This is a genomic window from Kitasatospora sp. NPDC059817 (assembly GCF_042731835.1).
GTDB lineage: Bacteria > Actinomycetota > Actinomycetes > Streptomycetales > Streptomycetaceae > Kitasatospora.
The window spans coordinates 25,740-40,063 of the sequence record NZ_JBHWIR010000047.1; the positions used below are offsets into that span (position 1 = coordinate 25,740).

Sequence of the window (14,324 nt, forward strand, 5' to 3'; positions counted from 1 at the left end):
GAAGGGAACGAGGCCGTGAGCCCGTCCGACCACCCGGCGCGCACCGCGCCCGCCTCGGGGCTGCAACGCGGCCTCTGGTTCCTCGACCGCCTCGATCCGCGGCAGGTCACCTACTGCACGCCCTGGACGGTCGACGTCACCGGCCCGCTCGACCTCCCGCTGCTCCAGCGCGCGCTGGACGCCCTGGTGGCCCGGCACGAGGTGCTGCGCACCACCTTCGCGCTGCACCCCGACGGCCCGCGCCAGCAGGTCCACCACACCCTCGCCGTGCCGCTCGCGGTGACCGACCTGCGCCCGCAGGGCGGCCCCGAGCAGGCCGGACGCCTGGAGGAACTGCTCACCGCCCGCTGCGCCGAACCCTTCGACCTGGCGGCCGGCCCGCTGCTGCGCGCCGAGGCCTTCCAACTGGCGGACGAGCGCACCACGCTGCTGTTCACCGTCCACCACATCGTCTGGGACGGCTGGTCCGCCGAGGTCTTCGAGCGTGAACTCGCCGACCTGTACGGCGCCGCGGTGCAGGGCCGGCCCGCCGAACTGCCGGAACTGACCGTGCAGTACGCCGACTACGCGGTGGAGGAGCTCGACACCTCCTTCGAGGAGCACCTGACCTACTGGAAGGAGCAGCTGCACGGCGCGCCCGCCCTGCTGGAGCTGCCCACCGACCGGCCCCGGCCCGCCGAGCGCGGCGCGGCCGGACGGACCGAGGAGTTCGGGCTCGCCCCCGGCACGGCGGCGAAGGTGCGCGCCCTGGCCGAGGCGGAGGGCGTCACCCCCTTCACCGTCCAACTGGCCGCCTTCGCCCTGCTGCTGAACCGCTGGACCGGCGCCGACGACCTGGTGATCGGCACCCCCGTCACCACCCGCAACCGGCCCGAACTGGAGCACCTGCTCGGCTACTTCGTCAACCTGCTGCCGCTGCGCCTGCGGCTCGCGCCCGGGCTGAGCTTCCGCGCCCTGCTGGAGCACGTCCAGGACGTCGCCTTCGAGGCCTACGGCTACCTCGACGTGCCCTTCGACCAGCTGGTCGACCAGCTCGGCACCGCCCGCACCGCGCAGCACCCGCCGCTGGTCCAGGTGGTGTTCGGCGCCCACGGCGAGGACCGCACCCCGCTCGTGCTCGGCGCGGCCACCGCCGAGAGCCGGGTGCGCTCCAACGGCACCAGCAAGTTCGACCTCACCTGGTCCGTCTTCGACAGCAGCGGGACGGGCAGCGGGGCCGGCAGCCGGACCGGCGACCCCGGCGGCTCCGGCGGCGAACTGCGCGGCGAGGCCGAGTACCGCAGCGAGCTGTTCGACGCCGGGACGGTGCGCCGGCTGGCCGCCGACTTCGGCGCCCTGCTCACCGCGGCCCTGGACGACCCCGACGCCACCGTGCTGCGGCTGACCGGCCGCACCGCCGCGGCCGAGGCCGTCCGGGCCACCGACACCCCCGGCCACTGCCTGCACCGGCTGTTCGAGCAGGCCGTCGACGCCCACCCCGACCGGCCCGCCGTCAGCGACTCCGGCCACACCCTGAGCTACGCCGAACTCGACCGCCGGGCCAACCGCCTGGCCCACGCCCTGCGCGCCCGCGGGGCCGGCCCCGGCGACCGCGTCGGCATGCTGCTGGACCGCACGGCCGACGTCCTGGTCACCGTCCTCGGCGTGCTCAAGACCGGCGCCGCGTACGTGCCCGTCGACCTCGCCGCCCCCGCCGACCGCGCCGCGCTCGTCTTCGCCGACGCCGACGTCACCCTCGTCGTCACCGACCGCCCGGACCGGGCCCCCGAAGGCCCCTGGCAGGCCTACGACCTGACCGCCGAGGCCGCCGACCTGGCCGCCCGGCCGGACCACCGCCCGCCGGCCGCCGGGCGCCCCGGCGACGTCGCCTACATCATCTTCACCTCCGGCTCCACCGGCCGCCCCAAGGGCGTCGCCGTCGCCCACGAGCACGTCAGCCGGCTCATGGCGGACGGCGCGGAGCACTTCGGCTTCGGCCCGGAGGAGACCTGGACGCTCTTCCACAGCTACGCCTTCGACTGGACGGTCTGGGAGATGTGGGGCGCCCTGCTGCACGGTGCCCGCCTGGTCGTCGTCCCCTACGTCACCAGCCGCTCGCCGGAGGAGTTCGCCGAACTGCTGGAGCAGGAGCGGGTCTCCTTCCTCTGCCTCACCCCCTCGGCGCTGCGCCAGCTGGAGCCCGTGCTGCGGCGCGGCCCGCGCGACCTGTCCGCGCTGAAGTGGATCATGCTCGGCGGGGAGGCGCTGGACCCGGGCGTCGTCCAGCGCTGGTTCGAACTCGACCCGCCGCCCCCGGCCCGGCTCTGCAACCTGTACGGCATCACCGAGACCACCGTCCACGTCACCACCCACGACCTGGCCGGCAGCGCCGGCTTCGAGCGCAGCCTGATCGGCGCGCCCATGCCGCACCTCACCGCCCAGGTCCTGGACGACTGGCTGCGCCCGGTGCCGCCCGGCGCGGCCGGCGAGCTGTACATCGGCGGCGGCAGCCTCGCCCACGGCTACTGGGGCCGCCCCGGCCTCACCGCGGGCCGCTTCGTCGCCGACCCCTACGGCCCGCCCGGCGCGCGGCTCTACCGCACCGGCGACGTCGCCCGCCGCCTGCCCGACGGCGGACTGGAGTACATCGGACGCGCCGACTTCCAGGTCAAACTGCGCGGCTTCCGGATCGAGCTCGGGGAGATCGAGAACGCGCTCGCCGCCCACCCGGACGTCGACGCCTGCGTCGTCACCGTGCACGACGACCGGCTCGCCGCGTACGTCACCGGGCGCGAGCCCGCCGACGTGCGCGCCTTCCTCGGCCGCTCGCTGCCCCCGTACATGGTCCCGGCGAGCTTCACCGTCCTGGAATCGCTGCCGCTCACCGTCAACGGCAAGGTGGACCGCGCCGCGCTGCCCGCCCCCGGCCAGCGCAGCACGGCCACCGGAGGCCGCCACGTCGAGCCGCGCACCCCGGAGGAGGAGGCCTTCGCCGCCGTCTGGACGGAGGTCCTCGGAGTGGACGGCATCGGCGTCCACGACGACTTCTTCCACCTCGGCGGCGACTCCATCCGGGCCGTCCAGCTCGCCGGCGCGCTGCACGAGCGCGGCTGGGGGGTGAGCCTGCGGGACGTCTTCAACGCGCCCACGGTCGCCGCCCTGCTGCCGCTGGCCGAGCCCGTCGCCGAAGGCCCGGCCGACCACGAGCCCTTCGCCCTGATCACCCCGGAGGACCGCGAGGACCTGCCGCCCGGCCTCGCCGACGCCTACCCGATGGTCTCCATGCAGCTCTCCATGGTCTTCCACATGGAGATCGCCGGCGGCACCGACAGCTACCACAACGTCAACTCCTACCGGATCTCGGGCGACCTCGACGAACAGGCCTTCCGCCGCTCGGTCGCCGAGGCCATGGAGCGCCACGCGGTGCTGCGCACCGGCCTCGACCTGTCCGGCTACGGCGAACCGCTCCAGCTCGTGTACGGGCGGCTGCCCGCGCCCGTCGAGTTCACCGACCTGCGCGGCGAGCCCGACCAGGACACGGCGGTCCGCGAGGTGTTCGACACCCACCGGTGGACGCCTTTCGACCTCGCCACCCCGCCGCTGTTCCGGATCACCGTGCAGCGCCTCGCCGAGGACGCCTTCCAGCTCACCATCTCCGAGCACCACGCCATCCTCGACGGCTGGAGCTTCACCTCGCTGTTCACCGAGATCCTGGAACGCCACACCGCCCTGGCCGCCGACCCGCTCGGCGCCCCCACCCCGCCGCCGCGCACCGCCTTCCGCGACTTCGTGGCCGTCGAACGGCAGGCCGCCGGGGACGAACGGTCGCTCGCCTACTGGCGCGACCGGCTGTCCGGCGTCAGCGGCCAGCTGTTCCCCGGCAGCGAGGACGTGCACGAGGCGCCGCGCACCGTCGAGCGGGTGCTGCCCGAGGCGCCCGAGCAGCTGCGGCAGGTCGCCGACGCACTCGCGGTGCCCCTCAAGTCGGTCGCCCTCGCGGCCCACCTGCACGCCCTCGCCGCCATCACCGGGCGACGGCGCGTCACCACCGGCCTCGCCGTGAACGGCCGGCTGGAACGGCTCGGCGGCACCGAGGTGTACGGGCTGTTCCTCAACACCGTCCCGCTGAGCTGCGAGCCCACCGACGACCTGCTCGCCCTGGTGCGCGAGGTGCACCGGGAGGAACTGGACATGATGCCGCACCGCCGGGTGCCCTTCGCCCGGCTCGCCCGGCTGATGACCGACACCGCGCTGGACAGCCAGTTCGGCTACCTGCGCTTCCACGCCCTGGGCCAGCTCAGCTCCGCCCGCATCGTGGACGGCCGGATCGGCTGCGAGCCGACCCTGCGCCACGAACCCAACAGCTTCGCGTTCGGCGCCTCGCTGATCCAGGACCCGGTCTCGCAGCGCGTGCTGCTCGCCGTGGACCACCAGCGCTCCCTGGTCACCGACACCACCGCCGAGCAGTTCATCGACACCTACACGGCAGCCCTGCACGCCATGGCCGCCTCCGTCCGAGAGTCCTGAGGAACCGTCATGACCGACCTCCTGCACCGCCTGCGCGATGCCGTCGCCGCCCACCCCGAGCGCACCGCCGTCCTCGCCGGAACGGCCCGCCTGGACTTCGCCGAACTCGACCTGCGCACCGCCGCGCTGGCCCGCGCCCTGCGCGCCCACGGCGTCGGCCGCGGCGACCGGGTCGGCGTCCACCTCGCCCGCACCGCCGACCTGCCGGTCGCCCTGCTCGCCGTCTGGCGGGCCGGCGCCGCCTACGTCCCGCTCGACCCGGCCTACCCCGCCGAGCGGCTGGCCTTCATGGCCGCCGACGCGCGGCTCGCGGCCCTGATCAGTGCGGACGGCCTCCCGGCGGCCCAGGGCGTGCCGGTCCTGCGCCCGGACGCCGCCGGGCCGGACGCTGTCGCCGACGGCTCGGACCTGCCGGAGGCGGCCGACCCGCTCGACCCCGCCTACGTCATCTACACCTCCGGCTCCACCGGGCTCCCCAAGGGCGTCGAGGTGCCGCGCGGCGCCGTCGCCGCCCTGGTGGAGGCACTGGAGGCCACCGGCGCCTACCGCGCCGAGCCCGGGGTGGTCGGCTGGAACGCCAGCGTCTCCTTCGACGCCTCCGTCCAGCAGTGGGCCCGGATCTGCCGCGGCGACACCGTCCTGGTCATCGGCGACGAAGACCGCGCCGACCCGGCCCGGGTGGCCGCCCTGCTGGCCGAGCACGCCGTCACCGACCTCGACCTGACCCCCTCGCACTGGGAGCTGCTGCGCGAGCCGCTCACCGGCGCCCGGGTGCCGCGGCTGTTCATGGGCGGCGAGCCCGTCCCCGAGCACACCTGGCGGGAGCTCGCCGACGGCGGCATCGACGCGCTCAACCTGTACGGGCCCACCGAGTGCACCGTCGACGCCGTCACCGCGCCGATCAGCGGCCCCGGGCCGCACCTGGGCGAGCCGCTGCCCGGCGTGCGCCTCCACCTGCTGGACGAGAAGCTCGCCCCGGTCGCCGACGGCCTCGTCGGCGAGCTGTACCTCGCCGGGCCCGGGCTCGCCCACGGCTACCCGGGCCGCCCCGGGCTGACCGCCGGACGCTTCGTCGCCGACCCGACCGCCCCCGGCGAGAGGATGTACCGCACCGGCGACCAGGCCCGCCGGGGCGAGGGCGGCCGACTGGAGTACATCGGCCGGGTGGACCGCCAGGTCAAGCTGCGCGGCTACCGGATCGAGCTCGGCGAGGTCGAGCACGCGCTGGCCCGGCTGGAGGGCGTCCAGGCCGCCGCCGTCACCGTCCACGAGCCCGCCCCCGGCGACCGCCGGCTCATCGGCTACGTCACCGGCGCCGCCACCGCCGCCGAACTGACCGAGCGCCTGCGGGCCACCCTGCCCGCACACCTGGTGCCCTCGGCGATCACCGTGCTGGACGCCATGCCGCTCACCCCGAACGGCAAGGTCGACCACGCGGCCCTGCCCGCCCCCGCGGCGCAGCCCGCCCCCGCGGCCGAGGAGACGCCCGCCGAGGGCGCCGACGGGCTGGCGGAGCAGGTCGCCGAGGTCTGGCGCACCGTGCTCGGCCTGACCGGCGTCACGCCCACCGACGACTTCTTCTCGCTCGGCGGCCACTCGCTCGCCGCGCTGCGCGTCGTCCACCTGCTGCGCCGCCGGCTCGGCATCGAGCTCCAGCTGCGCCACCTGCTGGACTCGGCCGACCTGGCCGCCTTCACCGCCACCGTCGGGAAGGCCGTCGAGGCCGGCACCGCCGCCCCCCGGCCCGCCCTGACCGCCCGCTCCCGGGTCAGCGGCGCATGACCACCGCCGCGCGGGTGCGCCCCCGCGTCGAGGGGGACTGGCTTCTCGTCCCCGCGCCCCAACCGCACCGCCCGTTCCGGCTGTTCTGCTTCCCGCACGCCGGGGGCGACGCCACCGCCTACACCCCGCTCGCCCGCGCCCTCGCCCCGACCGCCGAGGTCTGGGCCGTGCGCCCGCCCGCCCGCGGCGGCCGCCTCGGCCACCCGATGCCCGCGAGCTTCGACCTGCTCGTCGACGCCGTCGTGGACGCCCTCACCCCGCACCTGACGGGCCGGTTCGGCTTCTACGGGCAGAGCTTCGGCGCCCTGCTCGGCTACGAGGTCGCCCGGGCGCTGCCCGCCGAGCGGCGGCCCGAACTCGTGGTCGCCGCCTCCGCCTCGCCGCCCGCCACCTGGGCCGGCCGGGACCGCCCGCAGCACACCGCCGACGACCTGCTGCGCCTCGCCGGCATGGGTGAACTCATCGAGGGCGACCAGGAGTTGAAGGAGCACGCGCTCCAGGGCATCCGTACCGACCTGGCCGTGGTCGCCACCTACCGCCCCCGCCCGCACCCGCCGATCGGCTCCGACCTGCACACCGTCGCCGGCGCCGACGACCCGATGCTCGCCTCCGCCGGACTCCAGGGCTGGGCCGTCCACACCCGCGGCGCCAGCGGCCACCACATCGTCCCCGGCGGCCACCTGCTCGCCACCGTCGACGGGCCCGGCCCGGTCGACCTGCTGACCTCCCTCATCGAGCGACCGGGCCCGGGCCACCGGGCCGGCGCCGCCGCCGACCAGTCCACGACGGAGTAGCCATGCTGACCACCACCCCGGTCGACCTCACCGACCCGGACCTGTGGGCCCGCCCCGACACCCCCGCCCTGGTCGCGGAGCTGCGCCGGGAGGCCTCCGTCCACCGCACCGACACCGTCGACGACGGGCCGATCTGGTCGGTGCTCTCCTACCGGCACTCCGCGGAGGTGCTGCGCAACGCCACGCTCTACAGCTCCGAGCAGGGCTCGCTGCTCGGCGCCGGCGAAGGCAACGTCCCGGTCGGATCCGGCCGGATGATGGCCCTCACCGACCCGCCCCGGCACCGCGAACTCCGCGCGCCCGCCAACCCGTTCTTCGCCCCCGGCCCGGTGCGCGGAGCATCCCGCGGCATCACCGAACTCGCCGCCTCGATCGTCGACCAGGCCGTCGAGCTGGGCGAGGTCGACCTCGTCGACGCCGTCTCCGCCCTGCCGCTGTCCGTCATGTGCGACCTCCTGGACGTCCCCGAGAAGGACCGCGAGATGGTCGAACGGGTCTGCGACGTCGCCTTCCTCGGCCGCACCCCCGAGGAGCGCCGGGCCGGCCACCAGCAGCTCATCCCCTACCTGCTGCACCAGGTGATGCTGCGCCGCACCGACCCGCGCGACGACCTGATCAGCAAGATGGCCACCTACCGGGTCGGCGGCAAGCTGCTGCCGATCGAGGACGTCGTCCTCAACCTGGACAACATCGTGGTCGGCGGCGTCCAGACCGTCCGCCACACCGCGGCCATGGGCCTCCACACCCTCGTCCAACACCCGGAACTGTGGCGGCAGTTGCAGCGGGGCGAGGTCGGCATGGACTCGGCGCTGGACGAACTCCTGCGCTGGACGTCCGTCGGGCTGCACACCCTGCGCACCGCGAGCCGCGACACCGAGCTCGACGGCCGCACCATCCGGCGCGGCGACCGGGTCGCGGTCTGGGTGTGGTCCGCCAACCGCGACCCGGAGGCCTTCGACCGGCCCGAGGAGATCCTGCTCGACCGCGCCCCCAACAAGCACCTCGCACTCGGCCTCGGCGCCCACTACTGCATCGGCGCGCCGCTGGCCAAGGCCGAACTCGGCGCCCTGTTCACGGCGATGCTGGAGCGCGTCGCCGAGATCGAACCGACCGGGCCGGTCGTCCACAACCGCTCGATCATCAACTTCGGCCTGGACCACTTCCCGGTGCGCCTCACCCCGCGCTGAACCGGCCCGCCTCACCCCGCGCTGAACCTGCCCGCCACGGACCGCCGACGGGCGCCCGAGTCGAACTGCCGCGTTCCTGCCGCGACTCCTGCCGTTGCGCCCCCCGGCCCGCCCCTACCTTCGAAGCAACCCAAGGAGGACACCATGAGCAACCCGTTCGAGGACGACAACGCCGGCTACCTGGTGCTGGTCAACGACGAGAACCAGCACTCGCTGTGGCCGGTCTGGATCGACGTGCCGGCCGGCTGGACCACCGTCCACGGCGAGGACACCCGCCAGGGCTGCCTCGACCACATCGAGGCCAACTGGACCGACATCCGGCCCGCCAGCCTGACCGCCTCCCTCGCCCGGCAGTGAGCGCAACCATGCTGAACTGGGAACTGAACCCCGGCCGCCCGGCCCTCGCCCACGCCCCGCGCACCGCCGACATCGGCGAGGCCGGCGCGTGGCTGCGCGAGAACGAGACCGAGCTCACCGAAGCCCTCCACCGGCACGGCACGATCTTCCTGCGCGGCCTGCCGGTCGCGAGCACCGAGGACGTCGCCGCCGTGCGCGACGTCCTCATCCCCGAGCGCACCCCCTACCGGGAGAAGGCCACCCCGCGCAGCGACTACGGCAACGGCGTCTTCTCCTCCACCGACCTGCCGTCGCCCCAGCCGATCCGGATGCACAACGAGAACAGCTACACCCTCACCTTCCCGGGCCGGCTGCTCTTCGCCTGCCTGACCGCCCCCGAGGAGGGCGGCGCCACCCCGACCGCCGACTGCCGCCAGGTGCTCGACCACCTGCCCGCCCACCTGGTCGAGCGGATGCGGACGTCCGGCTGGACACTCACCCGCAACTACTCGGACTACGTCTCCCTCGGCTGGCGCACCGCCTTCGCCACCGAGGACCGGGCCGCGGTCGAGGCCTACTGCCGGGAGAACGGCATCACCTGGGAGTGGCTGCCGGACGGCAACCTGCGCACCGGCCAGCTGCGCCCCGGCACCATCCACCACCCGGCGACCGGCGAGGAGGTCTGGTTCAACCACCTCGCCTTCTGGAGCGAGTGGTCGCTCGACCCGGACATCCGCGAGGCGATGACCGACGAGTTCGGCCCGGACGGCTTCCCGTTCAACACCGGCTTCGGGGACGGCGAACCGCTGGAGCGCGCCGACGTCGACGCCCTCAACGAGGCGTACCACGCCGCGACCGTGCGCGAGCGCTGGCAGGTCGGCGACGTGATGCTGGTCGACAACGTGCTGTGCGCGCACGGCCGGGACCCGTACCGCGGCGACCGCAGGATCGCCGTCGCGATGGGGCAGCCCCTGGACGTCCTGGACTGCCGGCCCAGCATCCGGCCCACCCTGGCCTCCGCCTGACCGTCTGCCCAAGACCACCCCGTGCCGTGACGTGAGTAGAGGAAGCACCGTGATCCCGGTTTCGTACGCACAGCAGCGTCTCTGGCTGATCGACCAGATCGAGGGGCCGACCGCGCTGTACAACCTTCCGTTCGCCCTGCGCCTGCGCGGCGAGCTCGACACCGCCGCGCTGCGCGCCGCGACGGTGGACGTGGTCGCCCGGCACGAGGCCCTGCGTACGGTGTTCCCGGTGGACGGGGGAGTCCCGGTGCAGCAGATCCTGCCGGCCGAGGAGGCGCAGCCGCGCTTCCTGGTCGTGGACTGCGCACCGGACGACTACCCCGCCCGCCGGGACGCGGCCTCCGCCGAGACCTTCGAGCTGAGCCGCGAACTGCCCATCCGGGTCACGGTGTTCACTCTCGCTCCGACCGAGCACGTGCTGCTCGTCGTCCTGCACCACATCGCCGGTGACGGCTGGTCGCTCGGCCCGCTGCTGCGCGACCTCGCCACCGCCTACCGGGCCCGGCTCGCCGGCCGTGCCCCCCACTGGGAGCCGCTGCCCGTCCAGTACGCCGACTACGCGCTCTGGCAGCGCGACCTGCTCGGCGACGAGCGCGACCCCGAGAGCCTGCTCGCCCGCCAACTCGACCACTGGCGAACCGCCCTGGCCGGACTCCCGGAGGAACTGGAGCTGCCGACGGACCGCCCCCGACCGCCCACCCCCACCGGCGCCGCCGACTCCGTCGACCTCGCCTGGGACGCCGACCTGCACACCGCCCTGCTCGGCCTCGCCCGGACGCACCGCACCACCCTGTTCACCGTCCTCCAGGCCGGCCTCGCCGCACTGTTCACCAGGCTCGGCGCCGGCACCGACATCCCGCTCGGCACCGGCCTCGCCGGCCGCGCCGACGAGGCCCTGGACGACCTGGTCGGCTTCTTCGTCAACTCCCTGGTGCTGCGCGCCGACACGTCCGGCGACCCGAGCTTCGCCGAGCTGCTCGGCCGCGTCCGGGAGGCCCAGCTCGACGCCTTCGCCCACCAGGACATCCCCTTCGAGCGCCTCGTCGAGGAGCTCAACCCGACCCGCGCCCTCGGCCGCCACCCGCTGTTCCAGACCCTGCTGGTGCTCCAGAACCACGGGCAGGACGCCGAACTCGACCTGCCCGGGCTGGAGTCCGCGCCCGAGCCGATCGGCCTGCGGGTCGCCAAGTTCGACCTCAACATCGGCATCGCCGAACGCCACGGACCCGACGGCGCCCCCGCCGGGCTCACCGGCTCGATCGAGTACGCCGCCGACCTCTACGACCACGCCACCGTCGCCGCCCTGGCCGCCCGGCTCGGCCTGCTGCTGACCGGTGCCGCCGCCGACCCGCACGCCCCCATCGGCACCCTCGACGTCCTCGCGCCCGAGGAGCGCACCCGCATCCTCACCGAGTGGAACGCCACCGGCGCCCCGGCCCGGCCCGGCACCCTCGCCGAGTCCTTCGAGCGCCAGGCCGACCGCACCCCGCACACCACCGCCCTCGCCCACGACGGCGGCACCCTCGACTACGCCGAACTCGACGCCCGGGCCAACCGCCTCGCCCACCACCTGATCGCCCTCGGCGTCGGCACCGAGACCCCCGTCGCGATGCTGATGGAGCGCTCCGTCGAGGTCGTCGTCGCCACCCTGGCGATCCTCAAGGCCGGCGGCTGCTACGTCCCCATGCACCCCGGCCTGCCGCCCGAGCGGATGACCGACGTGCTCGCCGACACCGGCGCCCCCGTGCTGCTCACCGACCGCGCCGACCCGGGCTTCCCGCACCGGGCCGTGGTGGTCCGCCCCGGCGACGAGGCGGCCGCCCCCGCCCACCGCCCCGGCGTGCCCGTCCACCCGGACCAGCTCGCCTACGCGATGTACACCTCCGGCTCCACCGGCCGCCCCAAGGGCGTCGCCGTCCGCCACCGCGACGTCCTCGACCTCGCCGCCGACCGGCGCTGGCAGGACGGCCGGCACGAGCGGGTCCTGCTGCACTCCCCGCACGCCTTCGACGCCGCCACCTACGAGATCTGGACGCCCCTGCTGGCCGGCGGCACCGTCGTGGTCGCCCCGCCCGGCGCCCTCGACGCCACCTCCCTGCACGCCGTCACCACCCGCCACGGCGTCACCGCCGTCTTCCTCACCAAGGCCCTGTTCGACCTCGTCGCCGAGCAGGCCCCGCAGACCTTCGCCGCCCTGCGGGTCGTCTGCACCGGCGGCGAGGCCGCCTCCGGCACCCTGATGCGGCGCGTCCTGGACGCCTGCCCCGACCTGCTGCTCGCCCACGTCTACGGGCCCACCGAGACCACCACCTTCGCGACCCACCACCCGCTCGTCCACGCCGACCTCGACGGCCCCCGGGTGCCGATCGGCGGCCCGCTCGACGCCATGCGCAGCTACGTCCTCGACGCCCGGCTGTGCCCCGTCCCGCCCGGCGTCCCGGGAGAGCTGTACATCGCCGGTGCTGGCCTGGCCCGCGGCTACCTGAACCGGCCGGCCCTGACCGCCGAACGGTTCGTCGCCTGCCCGTACGCGCTCGGGGAGAGGATGTACCGCACCGGCGACCTGGTGCGGCTGCGCGCCGACGGCGCCGTGGAGTTCCTCGGCCGGATCGACGGACAGGTCAAGCTGCGCGGCTTCCGGATCGAACTCGGCGAGATCGAGGCGACGCTGTCCCGCCACCCCGCCGTGCGCCAGGTCATCGTGATCGCCCGCGAGGACCGCCCCGGCGACACCCGGCTGGTCGCCTACTGCACCGCCGACGCCTCGCTCACCCCGGCCGAGCTGCGCACCTTCGCCGGCACCACGCTGCCCGGCTACATGGTCCCCGCCGCCGTCGTCCTCCTCGACGCCCTGCCGCTCAACGCCAACGGCAAGGTCGACCGCCGGGCCCTGCCCGCCCCGGACGTCGCCGCCGACGGCACCGGCCGCGAGCCCCGCGACGAGCGCGAACGGGCGCTGTGCGAGCTCTTCGGCGACCTGCTCGGCATCGACGACATCACCATCGACGACGACTTCTTCGCGCTCGGCGGGCACTCGCTGCTCGCCACCCGCCTCACCGGGCGGGCCCGCGCCGAACTCGGCATCGAACTCGCCATCGGCGACCTCTTCCAGGCCCCCACCGTCGCCGGGCTCACCGACCGGCTCGCCGACCGCGCGGCCGACGCGCCCGCCCCGGCCCGCCCGGCGCTGCGGCCCGGCCCCCGGCCCGACCGGGTGCCGCTCTCCTTCGCCCAGCGCCGCCTCTGGTTCCTCGCCCAGGCGGACGGCCCCGCCAGCACCTACAACGTGACCCTCGCCCTGCGGCTGCGCGGCCCGCTCGACCCCGCCGTCCTCGCGGACGCCCTCGGCGACACCGTCCGGCGGCACGAGGCCCTGCGCACCGTCTTCGGCGAACAGGACGGCGTCCCGTACCAGCACGTCCTCGACGGGCCGACCGCCCCGCTGCTCACCACCACCGACCGGCCGGTGGACGAACTCGCCCGCCACACCTTCGACCTGGCCGCCGACCTGCCCCTGCACGCCTACCTGCGGCCCGAGGGCCCGGACGAGCACGTCCTGGTCCTCGTCCTGCACCACATCGCCGGGGACGGCGCCTCGCTGGGCCCGCTCTACCGCGACCTCACCGACGCCTACCGGGCCCGGCTCGCCGGCCGCGCCCCCGACGGCGAGCCGCTGCCCGTCCAGTACGCCGACTACGCGCTCTGGCAGCACGCCCTGCTCGGCGACGAGGACGACCCGCAGAGCCTGGCCGCCCGCCAACTCGCCTACTGGCGCGACGCGCTGGCCGGCCTGCCGGAGGAGCTGCCGCTGCCGCTCGACCGGCCCCGGCCCCCGGTCGCCAGCCACCGCGGGACCGTCCTCCCGCTGGAGCTCGACGCCGCCCTGCACGCACGCCTCGGCGCCCTCGCCGTCGAGCACGGCGCCACGCTGTTCATGGTCCTCCAGGCCGCCTACGCCACCCTGCTGCACCGCTTCGGCGCCGGCACCGACCTGCCGATCGGCACCCCGGTGGCCGGCCGCCTCGACGAGGCCGTCACCGACCTGGTCGGCTACTTCGCCAACACCCTGGTGCTGCGCACCGACGTCTCCGGCCGCCCCAGCTTCGCCGAACTGCTGCACCGCGTCCGCGACACCGACGTGGCGGCGTACGAGCACCAGGACACGCCGTTCGAGTCGCTGGTCGAGGAGCTGAACCCGGCCCGGTCACTGGCCCGGCACCCCCTGTTCCAGGTGATGCTGGCCTTCGCCGGCACCCCCGAGGACGGGCCGGACCTGCCCGGCGTCACCGTGACCGAGGAGCCGGTCGACTTCGGCACCGCGACCTTCGACCTCACCCTCAGCCTGGTCGAGCGGCTCGCCGCCGACGGCTCCCCGGCCGGGCTGAGCGGCGGCCTGGAGTACGCGACCGACCTGTTCGACCGGGAGACGGTCCGGCGGCTCGCCACCGCCCTGGAGCTGATCCTGCGCCAGGCGGTCGAGGACCCCGAGCGCCCGGTCGCCGCCCTGGAGGTGCTCGGCGAGGCCGAGCGGGACGCTCTCGCCGCATGGAACGACACGGCGCTGCCGGACGCGGGCGCGCCCTACCTGACGGTGTTCGAGGAGCAGGTCGCGCGCACCCCCGGGGCCGTCGCCCTGGTCTGCGGCCCCGAGTCGCTGACCTTCGCGGTGGTGTAAGCGCGCGCCCACCGGCTGG

General features: G+C 75.2%; 7 protein-coding genes. All 7 read left to right on the forward strand.

All coding sequences use genetic code 11. The features are described from left to right. The first annotated feature begins 15 nt into the window (after positions 1-15). The 7 genes from ACFV61_RS12985 to ACFV61_RS13015 all read left to right on the forward strand — a co-directional run bounded on the left by ACFV61_RS12985 (position 16) and on the right by ACFV61_RS13015 (position 14,305). Positions 16-4,506: an amino acid adenylation domain-containing protein gene (locus ACFV61_RS12985; RefSeq protein ID WP_380491609.1), complete on the forward strand. Its 4,491-nt coding sequence runs from the start codon at positions 16-18 to the stop codon at positions 4,504-4,506. Positions 4,507-4,515: 9 nt separating this feature from the next. Further along, the gene (locus ACFV61_RS12990) at positions 4,516-6,288 is read left to right on the forward strand and encodes a non-ribosomal peptide synthetase (protein WP_380491611.1); all 1,773 of its coding nucleotides are present in this window, start codon (positions 4,516-4,518) and stop codon (positions 6,286-6,288) included. Further along, a complete protein-coding gene (locus tag ACFV61_RS12995; RefSeq protein ID WP_380491613.1) occupies positions 6,285-7,082 on the forward strand; it encodes a thioesterase II family protein in 798 nt (265 codons plus the stop codon). Before ACFV61_RS12990 ends, ACFV61_RS12995 begins: the two co-directional genes overlap by 4 nt. Positions 7,083-7,084: 2 nt before the next feature. Further along, a complete protein-coding gene (locus ACFV61_RS13000) occupies positions 7,085-8,269 on the forward strand; it encodes a cytochrome P450 (RefSeq protein WP_380491615.1) in 1,185 nt (394 codons plus the stop codon). A 144-nt stretch (positions 8,270-8,413) separates the two neighbouring features. Continuing rightward, the gene (locus tag ACFV61_RS13005) at positions 8,414-8,626 is read left to right on the forward strand and encodes an MbtH family protein (protein WP_063350320.1); all 213 of its coding nucleotides are present in this window, start codon (positions 8,414-8,416) and stop codon (positions 8,624-8,626) included. Between the two features lie 8 nt (positions 8,627-8,634). Continuing rightward, positions 8,635-9,630 (forward strand): TauD/TfdA family dioxygenase, encoded by a 996-nt coding sequence (locus ACFV61_RS13010; RefSeq protein ID WP_380491617.1) that lies wholly within the window; start codon positions 8,635-8,637, stop codon positions 9,628-9,630. Positions 9,631-9,679: 49 nt separating this feature from the next. Further along, positions 9,680-14,305 carry an amino acid adenylation domain-containing protein gene (locus ACFV61_RS13015; RefSeq protein ID WP_380491619.1) on the forward strand — a complete coding sequence of 1,542 codons (4,626 nt, stop codon included), beginning with the start codon at positions 9,680-9,682 and terminating at the stop codon, positions 14,303-14,305. Positions 14,306-14,324: the final 19 nt, after the last annotated feature.

Bases quoted from the DNA above. Each gene is read 5' to 3' on its own strand.
- ACFV61_RS12990 (WP_380491611.1), top strand. From the start codon at position 4,516: ATGACCGACCTCCTGCACCGCCTGCGCGATGCCGTCGCCGCCCACCCC.
- ACFV61_RS12995 (WP_380491613.1), top strand. From the start codon at position 6,285: ATGACCACCGCCGCGCGGGTGCGCCCCCGCGTCGAGGGGGACTGGCTT.
- ACFV61_RS13000 (WP_380491615.1), top strand. From the start codon at position 7,085: ATGCTGACCACCACCCCGGTCGACCTCACCGACCCGGACCTGTGGGCC.
- ACFV61_RS13005 (WP_063350320.1), top strand. From the start codon at position 8,414: ATGAGCAACCCGTTCGAGGACGACAACGCCGGCTACCTGGTGCTGGTC.
- ACFV61_RS13010 (WP_380491617.1), top strand. From the start codon at position 8,635: ATGCTGAACTGGGAACTGAACCCCGGCCGCCCGGCCCTCGCCCACGCC.